The 14,841-nt window shown below is 62.5% G+C and carries 16 protein-coding genes and 2 pseudogenes; 11 read left to right on the plus strand and 7 right to left on the minus strand.

Features of this window, described 5'->3' with window-relative positions; all coding sequences use genetic code 11:
• Window positions 1-98 precede the first annotated feature (98 nt).
• Complete coding sequence (locus TZ53_RS05950; RefSeq protein WP_044660694.1) at window positions 99-425, minus strand: hypothetical protein; 327 nt, start codon at window positions 423-425, stop codon at window positions 99-101.
• A gap of 65 nt (window positions 426-490) precedes the next feature.
• On the opposite strand from TZ53_RS05950, the gene TZ53_RS05955 reads away from it, so the two are divergent.
• The 8 genes and pseudogenes from TZ53_RS05955 (at window position 491) to TZ53_RS05990 (ending at window position 8,229) form a co-directional block, all read left to right on the plus strand.
• A complete protein-coding gene (locus TZ53_RS05955) occupies window positions 491-799 on the plus strand; it encodes a hypothetical protein (RefSeq protein ID WP_044660695.1) in 309 nt (102 codons plus the stop codon).
• Between the two features lie 483 nt (window positions 800-1,282).
• Window positions 1,283-2,065: pseudogene (locus tag TZ53_RS05960) on the plus strand (TraB/VirB10 family protein); the annotation flags it as partial.
• 35 nt (window positions 2,066-2,100) lie between these two features.
• Window positions 2,101-2,562: pseudogene (locus TZ53_RS05965) on the plus strand (TraV family lipoprotein); the annotation flags it as partial.
• A 342-nt stretch (window positions 2,563-2,904) separates the two neighbouring features.
• Window positions 2,905-4,821: a hypothetical protein gene (locus TZ53_RS05970; RefSeq protein ID WP_337589245.1), complete on the plus strand. Its 1,917-nt coding sequence runs from the start codon at window positions 2,905-2,907 to the stop codon at window positions 4,819-4,821.
• A complete protein-coding gene (gene traN, locus TZ53_RS05975) occupies window positions 4,818-5,909 on the plus strand; it encodes a conjugal transfer protein TraN (RefSeq protein WP_044660697.1) in 1,092 nt (363 codons plus the stop codon). The genes TZ53_RS05970 and traN overlap by 4 nt, the downstream gene beginning before the upstream one ends.
• 13 nt (window positions 5,910-5,922) lie before the next feature.
• Window positions 5,923-6,777 (plus strand): TrbC family F-type conjugative pilus assembly protein, encoded by an 855-nt coding sequence (locus TZ53_RS05980; RefSeq protein WP_272947350.1) that lies wholly within the window; start codon window positions 5,923-5,925, stop codon window positions 6,775-6,777.
• Entirely contained in the window at window positions 6,749-7,348 is a 600-nt protein-coding gene (locus tag TZ53_RS05985; RefSeq protein ID WP_044660698.1) for a S26 family signal peptidase, read from the plus strand. Before TZ53_RS05980 ends, TZ53_RS05985 begins: the two co-directional genes overlap by 29 nt.
• 59 nt (window positions 7,349-7,407) lie before the next feature.
• On the plus strand, window positions 7,408-8,229 hold the full coding sequence (locus TZ53_RS05990) for a conjugal transfer protein TraF (RefSeq protein ID WP_044662891.1): 822 nt from the start codon (window positions 7,408-7,410) through the stop codon (window positions 8,227-8,229).
• 53 nt (window positions 8,230-8,282) lie between these two features.
• Here the strand turns inward: TZ53_RS05990 and TZ53_RS05995 are convergent, their stop codons facing one another.
• From TZ53_RS05995 to TZ53_RS06005, 3 genes are all read right to left on the minus strand, one after another.
• Window positions 8,283-8,681: a type II toxin-antitoxin system VapC family toxin gene (locus tag TZ53_RS05995; RefSeq protein ID WP_044660699.1), complete on the minus strand. Its 399-nt coding sequence runs from the start codon at window positions 8,679-8,681 to the stop codon at window positions 8,283-8,285.
• Entirely contained in the window at window positions 8,678-8,929 is a 252-nt protein-coding gene (locus TZ53_RS06000; protein WP_044660700.1) for an AbrB/MazE/SpoVT family DNA-binding domain-containing protein, read from the minus strand. The genes TZ53_RS05995 and TZ53_RS06000 overlap by 4 nt, the downstream gene beginning before the upstream one ends.
• Window positions 8,930-9,375: 446 nt before the next feature.
• The gene (locus tag TZ53_RS06005; protein WP_337589246.1) at window positions 9,376-10,188 is read right to left on the minus strand and encodes an SDR family oxidoreductase; all 813 of its coding nucleotides are present in this window, start codon (window positions 10,186-10,188) and stop codon (window positions 9,376-9,378) included.
• 189 nt (window positions 10,189-10,377) lie between these two features.
• On the opposite strand from TZ53_RS06005, the gene TZ53_RS06010 reads away from it, so the two are divergent.
• Window positions 10,378-11,274: an AraC family transcriptional regulator gene (locus tag TZ53_RS06010; RefSeq protein ID WP_044660701.1), complete on the plus strand. Its 897-nt coding sequence runs from the start codon at window positions 10,378-10,380 to the stop codon at window positions 11,272-11,274.
• Window positions 11,275-11,515: 241 nt separating this feature from the next.
• Here the strand turns inward: TZ53_RS06010 and TZ53_RS06015 are convergent, their stop codons facing one another.
• Entirely contained in the window at window positions 11,516-11,800 is a 285-nt protein-coding gene (locus TZ53_RS06015; protein WP_044660702.1) for a hypothetical protein, read from the minus strand.
• A gap of 53 nt (window positions 11,801-11,853) precedes the next feature.
• Window positions 11,854-12,078, minus strand: a complete 225-nt coding sequence (locus TZ53_RS06020; protein WP_044660703.1) for a DUF2188 domain-containing protein — start codon at window positions 12,076-12,078, stop codon at window positions 11,854-11,856.
• A 146-nt stretch (window positions 12,079-12,224) separates the two neighbouring features.
• Between TZ53_RS06020 and TZ53_RS06025 the strand changes: the two genes are divergently transcribed.
• Window positions 12,225-12,524, plus strand: a complete 300-nt coding sequence (locus TZ53_RS06025) for a helix-turn-helix domain-containing protein (protein ID WP_197565237.1) — start codon at window positions 12,225-12,227, stop codon at window positions 12,522-12,524.
• Window positions 12,521-13,387 (plus strand): ImmA/IrrE family metallo-endopeptidase, encoded by an 867-nt coding sequence (locus TZ53_RS06030; protein WP_044660705.1) that lies wholly within the window; start codon window positions 12,521-12,523, stop codon window positions 13,385-13,387. Before TZ53_RS06025 ends, TZ53_RS06030 begins: the two co-directional genes overlap by 4 nt.
• Before the next feature lie 356 nt (window positions 13,388-13,743).
• On the opposite strand, the gene TZ53_RS06035 is transcribed toward TZ53_RS06030, so the two are convergent.
• Window positions 13,744-14,658, minus strand: a complete 915-nt coding sequence (locus tag TZ53_RS06035) for an SDR family oxidoreductase (RefSeq protein WP_044660706.1) — start codon at window positions 14,656-14,658, stop codon at window positions 13,744-13,746.
• Window positions 14,659-14,841 lie beyond the last annotated feature (183 nt).

Here is a 14,841-nt window from a genome sequence, read left to right on the forward strand (position 1 = left end):
TTTAGGGAGACACCTCAGCGAGGCGTGAAAGCCCCATGAGCCCGGCAAAATGAACAAGCCGGGCCGAAGGGGGCTTTATGAGTATTACCCGCAAATTGCTACCGACTCTCCTCGCCTCGGTGTGCATCAATGCAGCGGCATTTCCCATCATCGCGTCGGCGCAGCAGGACGTCGGCGCCGACTTTGATCTTCCGTCGCAGCCAATGGAAACGACCCTGCGCGCCATCGCCCAGGCCAGCAGCCTGGAGGTCCTTTATGATGCGCAGGAGATCGGTGATTTGATCGCTCCTGCCATCAAGGGGCGCATGACGGGATCGCAGGCTCTTGCCGTTCTGGAGCAGAAATCTCCGCTTCAGATCGAATATGCCCAGGGGAGCGCGGTGGTTCACAAGCGCGCCCACGCCCCAGGCGCGGGTGATAGCCATTCAGAGGCCATCATCGTCACTGGTACCCGCGTCTGTCGGACAATGATCAGCCTTTCTGGGCCAATATGTCGGTTTCCCGCAATGCAGCGAAGATTTCCACGCCTGTTTTGTTCAATCTTTCCGACGCCGAATATCTCCACTCGCTGGTGTCGATCAGGGCATTGCGTTTTTTCGGGCAACCGGTCGACGCCTATGTCTTCCCGGACGAGCAGCATATCAAATGGCAGGCTGCCCACCGCCTCGCCGTCTATGAACGCAATATCGCCTGGTTCGACTTCTGGCTGAAGGGCATCGCGCCGCGTGACGCGGAGACGGCAAAGCGATGGATGATGCTGCGCGACAGGAAGTCCGGAGCCGAGAACAAGACGGGCTGACCTGGACATAAGGATCTAACCAAGGCTCGACCAATGTCGACACCAGGCTTCGGTGTCGGCGAGTTGAAGCAAGGCGGGGCGCTTCCCCCAAATGTGGGAGTTCGCGATGATTATTGCCTTTACTTGTCTGGCGTCAGCCAGCCTTGCAGTGCAAGCGGCGACACCATCCCGGCCAGGGCGGGAAATTGAAGATGGATTTCCAAAATCCCTCAGCGCGCCGCACCAGCATATCACTGCCGAAGGCGGTGACTTTGTGATCCGAGAGAGGTCACGCCCTGCTAACGTGCAACAGCCCGAGCGGCGGACTTTCAGGCTCGGCGCCCATGTTTCGCTGTCGCGCCTCACCGGCTCGTCCGCATCGAGGAAGGATACGGCCCATGAAGCGCGCTAAGCCCCTGTTCGGCCTGATCCTGCTTGGGTCGCTTGCGATATCCGCCGACCGGCGGACAGGGCGCGCAATCGGGACCCGAGCAGAACGACATTCCGCCCCCGCCCACGGCGCCCGCCGCGCCGCCTGCCCCACCGCAGGAGAAGGTGGTGGGCTCGATCGGCAGCGCGACCAGCGCTAGCGCCATAACGGTGACCGATGGGACAGGAGCAGCCGCACCCAAAAAAAAAGCCCGCACGATCTATTTGCCGCCTGGTTTCATGAAGGCGCGGCTTCTGACCGGGATCGACGCCTTGGCGAGCCGGGATGCGACCAGCAATCCCGAACCGCTGATCGCGAGGGTTCAGGCGCCTGCGGTCCTGCCCAATGACGTCAAGGCGAACCTTGCCGGCTGCTTCGTCGTCGGCAACGCCACCGGCAGCCTCGCCAAGGAACGGGTCGAGGTGCAGCTGGTCTCGCTCTCCTGCGTCGATTTTGACGAACGATCGGTGGTCGATCAGCCCATCAAGGGCTTCTTCGTCGATACCGATGGGAAGAAAGGCCTCTCGGGCAAGGTCGTTACCAGGGCCGGCGCCGCGCTCGCCCGTTCCTTCATCGCTGGCACCGTCAGCGGCTTCTCGCAATCGGTCGAATCCAGCTTCGGCGATATTTCGACCTCGGCGCTGGGCAATGTCCGCACGCTCGATGCGGGCGAGGCCGCCAAGTCCGGGATCGCCGGCGGGCTCGGCAAGTCCTCCGAGAAGCTCACCGACTTCTATCTCGATCTCGCGCGGCAGGCCGGCCCGATCGTCGAGGTCGGCGCCGCCAAGGACGTCGTCTTGGTCATCCAGGAAGGCGTCTCCCTCGAAATCAAGCCAAGCGCGGGAGCGAAATTCTGATGCGCTGCGCGACACCGATACAGGAGTCAAAGCCCATGCCGTCTCCAGGCCAGCAGCGATCCATAACCCATATAGCATGGATCATCCCAGCCCTCGTAACGCTGTCCGGCTGCGCGAGCATCGGATCGCTGATGTCGCCCTATTCGGAGAAATTCTCCTGCAAGAATAGCGACCATGGCCAGTGCATCCATCCCGACAAGGCCTATGCCGATGCGGTGGCGGATCGCCCGTCGCGCTCGGACCCCACGGTCACAAACGACAAGGCGCTGCTGAAGGCGCAGGGCGCGACGGCATCACCATCCGCAGCGAGCCCACTAGCGCGCACCAGCAAGGCGAAGGCGGCCGCAGCCCGAAGCGCGTATCAAGGCTATCGCGACAGCGTCTATCGCGAATTGCAGGGCCTGATCGATGCGCCGGCGACGCCAATGCTTCGGCCTTCTCGCGCCGTTCGCACCCTCATCCTTCCCTATGCCGACCGGGCGCGGCCCGATCGCCTCTAGGGGCGCCATGAGCAGATCACCCACCCCATGCACCGTGCGCGGCCCAAAGGCCGCCTCGTCTGCCCGCCACAGCCCCCGGGGCCGGCTGGACGCGCGCGATGCCGGAGCGGCGTCGCCCCCCTTAGCTGGCGCCACTCCAAACCCGGTCAGCGCGACCGTAACCCCCATGAAGCAGCGTGCCCCCTCTCCTCGCCCGCCGCTTGACGCCGCGCTGACCATCTTTGAAGGCCAGGCCGTATTTCGCCTGTCGACCGGAGAACTTATCAGGCTACGGACCGGAAGCCGCACTGTCTGGGGCGATCGGTCATGACTGTCCGGCGCCATCTGCTCTTTGCAGTCTTGAACTCCACACTTCTCCTGTCGGCCGCTGCCGTCGCGCAGGAAGCCGAGCCCAACGTCAAGGACCGCGCCCGCAGCGCGGCGACCGCCTCGCGCGCCCGCACCGGCTCCAGCGATGCCCTGCAGTCCAACTATGTGACCCCGGGCCTGAGCGGCCAGACCATCACCACGGTCGATGGGAAGACCGGGTTCACCGCGTCCTTAAGCTGCCAGAAGACATCGACCTTGCTTGAACTGCTGGTGCAGCCGGGAAGCACTGGCGACCTCACACAGGTCCGCATCTCCCATGATCGCGATTTTGACGGCACGTTCGACAGCCAGACCCTGCTCCCGGTGCCGATCTCGGGCATCTGCGCCAATGGCGTCATCGCCTGCAATCCCGGCACCTGGGAAGGCTGCCGCTATTATGGCTGGGCAGTCGATGGCGCGCTCAATATCAATCTCGCGCAAACCCAGATGACGAGCCTGTCGGGCTGCTACTGCATCAACAACAGTTGCGGGACGAACCTGCCCTGGGGCAACATCTCGGAGGTTCTGAAAGATCTGGGCGGCGGCGTGGTCGGCGCCCTCACGACCGCCGATCCGCGCATCGGTGTCGCGCAGGCGCAGGTTGAGGGGGCCATGATCCGCTATACCGGGGCGCAAACCACATCCTGCACTGCTGATCCGCAAGTTTCAGCTACGCGCTATCGCAGCAACCCGACCGACATTCAGGGAGACGCCACTTCCGTCTCGCAGGCAAGCAGTGTCTTTCAGGCTCTGGCGGGGTCTGCCGCAGGCAGCGGCAAAACCGAGCAGGTCCGCAGTTGTTCGATCGAGCGCGAGGTCGCCGTCAAGGAATGGCGTTTCGACGACATAGTAGCCGTGCGCGGGTCGGTCAGCAAGGTCACGAGCTGCGGCACTGACTGCCGGCGCTATGAGATCCGCGGCTCGGGCAGCTGCGACAGCGTACCGCCCATCTACAGCGCAACATTCGAGCCACTGGCGCCTGCTCGGATAAAATCCGCTCGCATCGTCGAAATGGGCGCCGACGACTGGGTCCAGGCCAGGGTCAACGGCAAGATTGTCGGCTATGCGGGAAAGCGCCCATGGCTCGGCGAAGCATTGCCATCGGGCGATTGTCGCATCAGCGATGACCCCTGGTACAACAGGACTGCCATCGACATCACATCCCAGCTGACCAGCGGCGCGACGGTCGTCGGCGCGCGCGTGCGAGGCGGCGGTGGTGGGAATTGGGGCTATGTCACGCTCGAAGTGCAGGTGGACACAGGCTGCGAGACGACCGAGCGACTGGTCGATCTATGCTCAGGCTACGGCGCGGACCCGCAATGCCGCCTCAAAAGCGAGAGTGTCGATGACGTTGTGACGTTCAACAACGGGGTCGGCACTGGCCTCTTGCCACTGCCCCAGACGCGGACGTTGGGCACGGGCAGCTGCGCTGTCCAATTGACCCGCGATTTCTTCCGGAAGGATAGGCGCTACGCCTGCATCATCGACACAGGCGGGCAGGCTACGCCCGACCTCTCCCGCGCCGCCTATATCATCGACCGCTCGACCGAGACGGTGCTCAACGACCGGATTCAAGCGGCCGATGGCAGCGTCCAGGAGACCTCCCGCGCCTTCTCGATGCCGACGCAGGACAGCGTCGCGGCTTGCGAACCGATCTGCAAGACGCGGAAAGCCAGGACCAACAGCGATGCCGCTCCCGATGGCGTGGTGGGCGAACTCCAGACCTCGGCCCAGGGCTGGGACAGCTATTATCATGCCTGCTCGGCCGACAATGTCTGTCCGGCAGGCGATGGCGAGGAGATCGTCTCGGCCTGCGGCTGCCTTGACGATTTTCCCGAAGCCGTGACCATGATGCAAACGGTGCGGCTCGCAGGCGCGGACCTGGTTTGCACGGCAGGTGCGCAATGAGGGCGCCCAAATCTCTTATCGCCTGGGCGACGCTGCTGCTGGCGACCTGCGGCCAGCCCCAGCTCGCCCATGCGCAGCAATGGCTTTGCGCCGCCGATCTCAACGGCAATGGCGATGCGGCCGACGACGGCGAAATCGCTAGCTGCACGGCGAGCGCAGGCGGCGATCACCTCTGCCCGATCGAGCAGACGGCCTGCACGATGGACACCGCCGGCAGCTATGCCTGTCCGCTTGGGAGCCAATATGCCTGCCTGTCGGCCGACGGCGTCTCTGCGCCGAGCTGCTCGCCCCATAGCTGCATCGACACCGGCGCCAACCCGGTTGAAGAGGAGGTGCTGGTCGATGATCCTGGCACCGCCGCAGATGGCGAGGTCGACGAGGACGGCAATTGCCTTGGCACGATCGAAATTTTCGGCGGGCGCAAGCTACGCTGCCGCCCGCCGGGCCTCAGCGTCACATTCCAGAATTGCTGCAAAGACAAGGACAAGATCTTGCATGATGGGATGGGATCGTCGATCGGTTCGATCGGCACCAAGATCGCCATCGCCAAGGGCGTATTCACCGGCATGAAGGCCGCCTACACCGCCTTCAAGGCCGGCGCGACGGCAAGCCAGGCGGCGAGCGCGGGCGCCAATGCGCTGATTGTCGGCATCGATCCGACCTCGATCGCCATCAGCCTAGCCATCAATTTCATGATGGAGGTGCTGCTCCAGGGCTGTGATCAACAGGATATGGAGGCCGGGATGCTGCGCGGCTCGGGCATGTGCCATGAGGTCGGCACCTATTGCTCGTCCAAAATCCTGGGCATCTGCGTCCAGAAGGCAAAGAGCCAGTGCTGCTTCAACAGCAAGCTGGGCCGCATCATCCAGGAACAGGGCCGACCGCAATTGAAGGCGTTCGCCAATGGCTGGGGCGAGGTCAAGTCGCCCAACTGTCGCGGCTTCACTGCGCAGGAGTTCCAGGCCCTCGACTTCAGCAAGATGGACCTCAGCGAATATTACACCGAGATCGAGGCCCGATCGGCCGATCTCATCCAATCCGACATGGAGGAGCGCGTCGATGCCTATCTCAACGCCGTCCAGAATTAGGCTGATCACATCCGTGACCCTGGCTGCCGGCTGCGCGATCACGGCAGCGCAGGCCGCGCCGCAAATGACGCAGCCCACGGCGAAATTGGCTTCTACCGCCGAGGCTGAGAAGGCCATGGAAACCTTGGCGGACGCCCAAGCACGGGCGCAAAGGGACACCAAGGCAGACAAGCCGATCCCCTCCCCCAACATCCCCGCGCCTTCCCCGGCATTGCGCAAACGCGCGTTCGACGCGCTTCGCTCGCGTAAATCCGATCCACGCCTTGAGGAACGGGCGCGCGCCGCGCGAAAAGCGGGCGAAGCCCAGCTTGCGCGGGATCGCGAGGCGATGAGCAAGCGGCTGGCTGAGGCGCTGGGCCTCGAGGCGCCATCGACGATGGCTGCGGCGCAAGCGGTTGCCCCGACGCCTGCTACGTCCTGGGTGCCGGTTCTCTTCGTGTCATCGTCAATGCCAATAACCACCTTGCGTACCTATGCCGGCCAGCTCGAACGCGCGCGGGGCGTGCTGGCATTCCGCGGTATGCCCGGTGGCCTCAGCAAAGTCGGCCCCATGGCGAAGCTCTCGGCGCAGATCCTCCGGCTCGATCCGGGCTGCGAAGGACCGGCCTGCACAATGCGCGATGTCCAACTCATCGTCGATCCGATCTTGTTCCGCCAGCATGGCGTGGCCCGTGTGCCTGCTCTCGGAATGCTGCCCGGTGATCCGACTAAGCCCTATTGCGAGCGAGAGGAGGAAGGGCCCGCATCGTCGAAGTCCAGCCATATCGTCTATGGCGACGCGGCACTCTCCGGGATGCTCGAAACCTATGCCCGCCTTGGCGGAAAAGAGGAGGTGCGCGATGCTCAGACTCGCCTGGAACGCCGGTAAATTCATCTGGCCAAGTGTCCGCGATCTTCCCCGGCACGCCGCCGCCGCCCTTCAATCGACCGACCAGGGCCAGCCCTTCTTCCAGAGCCGCCTCGCTAGGGCGATGCTCATCGTCACCGCCATCGCGCTGTTCGTCTGGTGGGCGCTGCCCCAGCTCATCTGGGTCCGCAGTCCCTCGATCGACGCCTGGGCAGTCCGGAGGGTCGGCGGCCCGATCAAACGGCATGACCTCGTCATGTTCGAGCTGCGCCATGCGCTTGCGGGGCCCCTGCCGGTCAACGTCACCAAATATGCGCTCTGCTTGCCCGGCGATTACCTCGCGGCCTACACGATGCATTCCGATCATTACCCCAAAAGGCTGGAGGCCGCCTTCTTCTGTAACGGCAGCCTCATCGGTGTGAGCAAGCCCTATGGCCATGCCGGGCAGCGGCTCGACTGTTTCCGCTGGAAGAACGGCCCTGTGCCCAAGGGTCAGGCCTATATCGGCTCTTCCTACAAGGACGGGTTCGACAGCCGCTATTTCGGGCTGGTCCCGATCTCGGCGCTCACGCGCATGGAGCGTGTGCTGTGATCCGGAGCGCCCTCCCATCACTCATTTTCGCCGCAGCGTTGGTCAGCCCGACGACCGGCATGTGTGAAACCTCGCCTTCCAAGCCCGCAAACGTCCGCCAGGGCTATTGGTGGTATGAAACGCCGCCCACGCCGGCAGAGGATGGGCAGGAAGAGGTGATCGAGAAGCCGATCATTCCCCCAATGCCGGAGCTCGCCAAATGGTCGCCGCCCCGCATTCGCAAACTGATCGAAGCCCAACGCGATTATGCTGCGACCGTGCTGAGCGTCGAGGCAGTCTCCGATTTCTGGCGGCTGCAGGATTTTGCGCGGCGCAAGGCTCGCGCTTTTGCCGGGGTCACGCAAATTGCGATGCTCACTCACCCGGAGCTCAATTCTAGGTCCGCCAATCCCATGGTCGGCGACGCGCGCGCGGCGCTGGGCGCCGAGAAGGAAGCGGCGCGCCGCGCCTATCTGCGCGCCAATGCTCGCGGCTATGCCCTCGTCATGTTCAGCCGGACAAGCTGTGGCTATTGCCGCGTGCAGTGGCCGATCGCCCAGCGCTTCCAGGAGGAGTTTGGCTGGCAGGTGATCCGCCAGGATCTCGATACCCATCCTGAGCTGGGTCAACGATTCGGCGTCAAGGTGACGCCAACGACCATGGTCATCAAGCGCGACAGTCAGCAGCGGATGATCATCGCCAGCGGGGTGGAGGCATATCCCAATCTCTCGGCAATGGCCTATCAGGCGGTGCGGCTATTGAACGGCGACATCCGGCCCGAGCAGTTCATGACGGGCGCAGGCGAGGAAGGTGGCTTCTTCGACGCGCTAGCCAATGGTCCGGTTTCCGCCAGCGCGGCTGATGATGCGCCCGGCGCCACCGAACAACGGGCTGACCGGTAATGAGCGCGCCCTTCCCTTTGAACTCCACTCCATGGGCTGAACGCATATCCCTCTCAATCGGGATGGGCGGCGTTATGCCCTGTGGCCTGCAGCAACTTTACGGCCTTTTTGTCAAAGCTCATGAAGACATCGGCGCCCAGCCACTGGCCATCATGCGCGATGACGCCATCGGCAAAGTCGCCGCCAGCATCGAGCAGGGCCAGGCCGGCCTCTGCCGCTCCCCGATCCATGACGACATTGCCGGCGTTCAGCAGCAGCCGAACAGAGTTCGCAATCTCCGCAGAGCTCAATTTGTAGCCGACCTTGAGAACCCAGCAGAACTCGCAAAGTGCCGAAAGCGGCACAGCGACCAGTTCCGCGCTCGACACGAGCTTACGAGCAATTGGTCCTTGTTTCGCATCATCCTGCGTGGCCGCGCGAACCAGAATGTTGGTGTCCGCCGTGACCTTCACAGCTCTCCGGCCCAGCCTTTGCCGATGATCTCGTTCATTTCTTCGATCGAAAGAGACCGCTGCCCTTCCCGCTTCAGCGATCCGCAGAAATCGGCAATGCTTCCCGAAGGCCGCTCGGCCCGGATCCGGATTTCGCCTCCCGGCATCTTGTCGATGCTGAGCTTGTCGCCGGGATGGATACCCATATGCTGGAGCAAATCCCTCTTAAGCGTGATTTGTCCTTTGGCGGTGACGGTAAGCGCGTTCATCCGGATAATCCTTTCAATCTGTCATGTAATGGAAACTTCCATTACATTCAAGCCGCGAGGGCTCATGGCATTCCTTCCCCTCGCGCTGCTGACCGTGTCCACGTACGCAAATGCCGCGGGGAATGACAAGGCCAAGGCTGAGCGCGCAGCGATCCATCCTGTCACGACACCCCGCGAACTGAGCGCCTGGCTGGCAAGGGTTCCTCGCACGCGAGATTTTCCCGCGGATCTCGACCCGACCTTGCGCGCGGAGGGCGGAACTTTTGTCGTCGAGATGAGCTCGGCTCCCGGCTGCCTACCTTGCGGCGATCTTTGGACGCGCCTCCTCCGCTTCGGCCGCAGCTATGGCTGGCAGGTCCGCACCATTTCCTCCAGTGAAGCGCTGCTACGTTCCGGACGGCTTGGGCTTCCATGGGTTGGGCATCCGGTCCTCTGGGTGCGGCCGATCAATGATCCGGCTCGCCTCGTACCGGCCGCGATCGGCACCGACCATGACGCCAATCTCCGGAGAAACATCTACCTCTCTGCCAAATTGCTGACGGGCGTCCGGCCGGAAATCGGCCTGCGCGCCATGTCGAAATATACCGGCATCGTCGCGCCCAGCAGCGCAGCGGCGACCTCAGCCCAGCGCAAAAGGAGCTGACCATGGCGGGTATCGCCTGCGCCGCAACCGGATCGGTGATAGTGTGGGCAAGTTCCGATTCCACCACGCCCGGAGCGATGATGGTGACGCGGATGTCGTCATGTTCCATACGCAGCGCCTCGGAGATCGCGCGCACCGCATATTTGGTCGCACTGTAGACGCCGCAGGTCGGCCAAACGGCATAGCCGCCGATCGAGGAAATGTTGACGAACTGGCCGCTGCCCTGGCTTTTGAAGCGAGGGAGCGCCGCGGCGATGCCGTGGAGAACGCCGCGGATGTTGACGTCGATCATCCGATCCCACTCGTCGACTTTGAGGCTATCGAAGCGCGACAGCGGCATCAGGCCCGCATTGTTGACCAGCACGTCGACCCGGCCATAGTCAGCTTCCGTTGCGGCGATGAACGCCTCGAAGTCGGCGCGGTCGGTGACGTCGAGCGACCGGAAGGCGACCGTGCCTCCCGCCGCGTTCAGTTCCTCGGCCAGCGCGGCGAGCCGGTCGGTGCGGCGTGCGCCCAGCATCAACTTCGCGCCGCGCGCCGCCAGCAGCCGCGCTGTTCCTTCGCCGATGCCGCTGCTGGCGCCAGTGATCGCGATGACCTTGTCCTCGATAGCCATGATAGTCACTCCTATTCAGGCGGACCGACCGTCGATCCGATGCGATCTGAATGGCGCTGCTGCACCCCAGAGCGGTAGAATGGTCGTGCGGAATGATTGCACGATATTCCAGATTTGGAACGGGAGGGTGGAAGACAGCTCGTTAGCAAGCTACTAGCTAATCGCAGCAGAAATGAAGGGGACACGCCGGTGAGGCATGAAGGCCTGGCCCAGCAAATTGCCCGATATGCCGATCGAGACGGCATCATCGACACACCCATCGAGCGCCTCGCGCTGGTTCGTTCGGGCCAAACCGGCGAGCCGGTGCATATGGTGCAGCGCCCGGCGCTGTGCATCATCGCGCAGGGGGGCAAGCGTGTGCTGCTGGGCGAAGCGGTGATCGACTATGGTCCGGCCAACTATCTCGTGGCCTCGATCGATCTACCGATTACCGGGGCGGTGACGCAGGCGAGCGCGGACACGCCCTATCTGTGCTTCTGCCTCTATCTTGACCCAGCGCTGCTATCAGAGATCGCGCTAACCCTGCCGCCCCTATCGCCGGGCGCGGAGGATGGTGGAGGCATGACGCTGCACCCGATGACGCCCGAACTGATCGACGCGGCGACGCGGCTGACGGCGTTGCTCGGCGATCCCGCGAGCGCGTCACTGCTAGCGCCGCTGATCGAGCGGGAACTGCTGGTACGGCTGATGACCGGGCCTGGCGGAGGCGTGCTGCGCGCTATCGCCAGCGGCGAAAGCCGCACTGGCCAGATCGCCCGCGCGATCGCTTGGCTGAAAGCCCATTTCCGCGAACCGTTTAGCGGGCCGCAGCTTGCCGCCCTTGCCGGCATGAGCCTGTCGAGCTTCCATGACCATTTCCGCCGCGTCACCGCCATGACCCCGCTGCAATACCAAAAGCAGCTGCGGCTGCAGGAAGCGCGGGCGCTGATGCTGGCCGACCGGCTCGACGCGGCGGAGGCGGGCTTCCGCGTCGGTTATGACAGCCCCTCCCAGTTCAGCCGCGAATATCGTCGTCTCTTCGGCGCCCCGCCCGTCCGAGACATGGGGCGGTTAAGGACAACACCGCATGTGGCGATGGCGATTTGAAGGGGGTAAGAGGCCTTCCAGAACGGCGTAGGTCCTAAAACGCCAACATCTCGGACGTTCACAGGCGTTAGCGACGGGATCGAAACCCGCCACTCGTTCATTTTCGCGCGATAGCAATCTCCAGGATGGCAGTGATGCGGACAGGCGGAATCGCTACAACCAATGGGCGTTGATTAGACGTAAGCAGCCGCCAAATCGCCTCACGGATCAACGCCCCGGCATCAGAGCAGAAAACAGCCGGTTAAAGGCGGGCATCAATCCACGTCCAGACAGACTTTTCGAGCCACCCCGCATGGGTGCCGGAGACGACTTTCGAGACGAACAGCCGGTCATTGTCATCCAGTTTCTGACGGAGATAGTCGGAAACCTGCTGCGCGCTTTCATTCGTTGAAATCCAACGCACCGTCTCCAGGCCGGAATCCTGCGTATTATCGTACTTGGCCAGATGCTTGAGGAAGGTTGCGCGAGCGGTAGTGTAGGCCGCACCTTCCTTGTTGAGATTCCACGTGACGACGTAAACGGCCATTACTTCCTCCTTGATCGAATGTGAGAGGAGGCTCCCCTTAGGGAGCCTCCCTGTTAGCCCTCCGGCGGGAACGGATCGTTGCCGAAGCTGTCGCGTTCGCGAATTTGGCCGTTGCGCCCATGGATCAGCAGCTCGCTTTCTTGGTTGCGAGCGATGTTGCGCGCCGCCTCGATCGCCTGAGCCTGCGTTTCGTGGACCGAGGTTGCGCGTGAGTTGCCCGCCCCCTTGACCGCCCAACCGCCCTCGTGCGGCACGACATGCTGGTTCTTGCCCGACATAGAATCACCTCCTTTCAGGCTATCATCGAACGATCGTTAGATTAAACTAACGACGATATGCTTGTCAAGCCAGTCGTCCAGGGCGTAAGATAGACCTAACCGGAAAAGCAGAGGTTGGTCCGCATCGCATGTCGTTGGCGTCGAAGTTGAAGAAGCTGCGCGAGCAGAGCCGTCAGTCACTCCAGCAGGTCGCTGACGGGGTTGGCATTTCCAAGGTTCACGTCTGGGAACTCGAAAAGGGGACGAGCAAAAATCCCAGTATGGAAATCGTGAAGCGCCTTGCCGATCATTTCCGCGTGCCAATCGCGTATTTTAACGATGATTCAATCGAGCCCGACGAAGCCAATGCACTACAGTTTTTTCGCGATTTTGATGGCCAGCTTTCCGAGAAAGACTGGGAAGCTTTGCGGAGCGTGGCGGAAGCGCTGAAAGCGAAGAAGCCGTGAATGTCGATCTGAGGATGGAATTGGCGGATTGCGGCTCTCCAGAGCGGCTCCTGCAGGTCCTCTTCGGTTACTATCCCGATCTGCCGAGGCGGGTGCCCCTTGAGGATATCGCATCCGATGTTGGCATCATTGGTTTCAAAACCCTGGAAGTGGACGGGTTCATAGGCGGACTAACTGCCGATCCCGACAAGAACAAAGGCATCATCCTCACCAAGGATGGACTGCCAAGGAAACGGAAGCGCTATACCATCGGGCATGAGCTTGGGCATTTTCTGATTCCGTCGCATGGCTATCAGAGGCAATGCAGCAAGCAGGACCTTGAGGAAAGCAGCCGCACCGATGCATATAAGCGGCAAGAGGCCGAGGCAAACCGGTTTTCAGCAGGCCTGCTCATGCCAAAGCCGTTGTTCGCGAAAGACATTGATAGCCTGGGCGGCATCGACGCCAGCCATATCCGGCAACTCAGCGACCTCTACGATGTAAGCATGGAGGCCGTCGCGAACAGGTATGTAGAGCTATCGCCGGAAACCTGCGCCGTCATCTTCTCGCATGAAGACGTGGTTCGCTACAGCCGGACCTCAAAGGATTTTCCGCCGCTCGACGTACGGAAGGGGTCGCAACTGCCATTGGCTTCCTTGACGCGTCGACACCGGCACACGGGTACTCCATCGCCGTGGGTCAGCCAGAACGGCGGCATATGGCTTCAGCCTCAGCGCGATGTAAGTTTTCCCGCTGTCCTTGAGCAGGCAGTCTGCCAGTCAAATGGTTTCAAGGTCACTCTCCTCTACATCGATGAGGACGCAGAGGACGAGGAAAATGAAACCCGAGAGCTTGAAGCGAGGTGGACGCCGCGCCTTCGTTGAAGTCTCGTCGGGCGACAGTTTTCGATACATGTCCGCACGGGTGGCCGCCATGTCGCGATCGCACTTTGGCTGAGCTTCGTCGCTACCTGCGAGGCTTTGGAGGCGGGCAGTTTGATCAGGTCACGTGAGCGTTCGGGCCGTATTTCTACACATTCCCGCGAGGGGCTCGCGTCTTGCCGCCGTTCCACCCAATACCTCGGTTCGCCAACAAAGCCGACGTTCGCGATCTCGAAGGAAATCGTCGAAAGCTGCCAGAGGTTCATAATTTGCCGGTGGCGCAATTATTCGAGCTTGCCATGGACTTCAGTGAAAATTTGAGGTCCGATGGCAATTTGCCGGCTTCCCTATGAGCGGCATCAAGCAAACTGCACTTTTGCCAGGTCGAGGGACAGGCTCCACAGGCGAGCGGCGGCAGCGCTATCCAGCGCCTGCCTGGGCGGTTGCTCCTCGGTCGGATATCCGCGCGTGCCGCCGAGTCGGTCGGGACCATAATAGCAACCGTCTCGCGCTGATGGACTGGTCGCCGCGAAGAGCGTCGGCAGGGCGCCTTGCCAGGCCGGCTGAAACAGGAACCAGAGGTAGCGGCGCAACCGTCCATGAAGGCTGGACCGGCCCGAGCCGTTCACGATCAGATCGGTGCGCGTAATACCTGGATGCGCTGCGAGGCTTTCGATGCCCCAGCCCAGCGCCTTGCTGCGCCGGCTCAACTCGATCGCGAACATGAGGCAGGTGAGCTTGGACTGTGCATAGACCTCCATCGACCGATAACTGCGCTCTGCCTGCAGATCATCGAAATCGATCGCGCCCTGGCGCGCTGCGACACTGCTGAGCGTGACGACCCGCGGATCCTGCCCTTTCCTGAGCAAGGGCAACAGATGCGCGGTAAGCGCGAAATGCCCGAGATAGTTTGTGCCGAACTGCAGTTCGAAGCCATCGCGCGTTTCGCGACGCTCCGGCGGACGCATGACCGCGGCATTATTGATGAGTAGATCGAGACTGTCCTGTTGCTGCGAGAGCTGCCTGGCGAAGGCGGCGACCGAGCCGAGATCGGCCAGGTCCATCCTGCCGAACCGCACCTGAGAGTCGGGAACGGCGCGCTTGATCGCCGCCACTGCTGCGGCGCCCTTTTCAGGGTTGCGCCCGGCCATCACCACATCGGCGCCCGCCCGGGCCAGCGCCATGGAATCCTCAAAACCCAGACCGCCGGTGCCGGTCACAACGACCGTGCGCCCCTGTTGCGGTGGAATATCATCGCTTGTCCAGTTCGTCATCGATGGTCCTCGCCAATCCGGCAGGGCTGCCCGCCTCGGGACATGTCCTCCCGATCCGCAGCCGTGCCCAACGTCTCAATGATGGCGGCAGGCAGCGAAATCACCATGCCGGAACGCGCAAAAAACTAGCCTATTCCTCTGGCACGCCCGCAAGAACGCCAGGCAGGCAACAGACTTGACAGT

This window comes from Sphingobium sp. YBL2, assembly GCF_000943805.1.
Lineage (GTDB): Bacteria > Pseudomonadota > Alphaproteobacteria > Sphingomonadales > Sphingomonadaceae > Sphingobium > Sphingobium fuliginis.

Excerpts from the sequence above, each read along its gene's own strand:
- TZ53_RS05950 (WP_044660694.1), bottom strand. The coding sequence starts at position 425 with ATGGCTATCACCCGCGCCTGGGGCGTGGGCGCGCTTGTGAACCACCGC.
- TZ53_RS05955 (WP_044660695.1), top strand. The coding sequence starts at position 491 with ATGTCGGTTTCCCGCAATGCAGCGAAGATTTCCACGCCTGTTTTGTTC.
- traN (WP_044660697.1), top strand. The coding sequence starts at position 4,818 with ATGAGGGCGCCCAAATCTCTTATCGCCTGGGCGACGCTGCTGCTGGCG.
- TZ53_RS05985 (WP_044660698.1), top strand. The coding sequence starts at position 6,749 with ATGCTCAGACTCGCCTGGAACGCCGGTAAATTCATCTGGCCAAGTGTC.
- TZ53_RS05990 (WP_044662891.1), top strand. The coding sequence starts at position 7,408 with ATGTGTGAAACCTCGCCTTCCAAGCCCGCAAACGTCCGCCAGGGCTAT.
- TZ53_RS06000 (WP_044660700.1), bottom strand. The coding sequence starts at position 8,929 with ATGAACGCGCTTACCGTCACCGCCAAAGGACAAATCACGCTTAAGAGG.
- TZ53_RS06005 (WP_337589246.1), bottom strand. The coding sequence starts at position 10,188 with ATGGCTATCGAGGACAAGGTCATCGCGATCACTGGCGCCAGCAGCGGC.
- TZ53_RS06015 (WP_044660702.1), bottom strand. The coding sequence starts at position 11,800 with ATGGCCGTTTACGTCGTCACGTGGAATCTCAACAAGGAAGGTGCGGCC.
- TZ53_RS06020 (WP_044660703.1), bottom strand. The coding sequence starts at position 12,078 with ATGTCGGGCAAGAACCAGCATGTCGTGCCGCACGAGGGCGGTTGGGCG.
- TZ53_RS06035 (WP_044660706.1), bottom strand. The coding sequence starts at position 14,658 with ATGACGAACTGGACAAGCGATGATATTCCACCGCAACAGGGGCGCACG.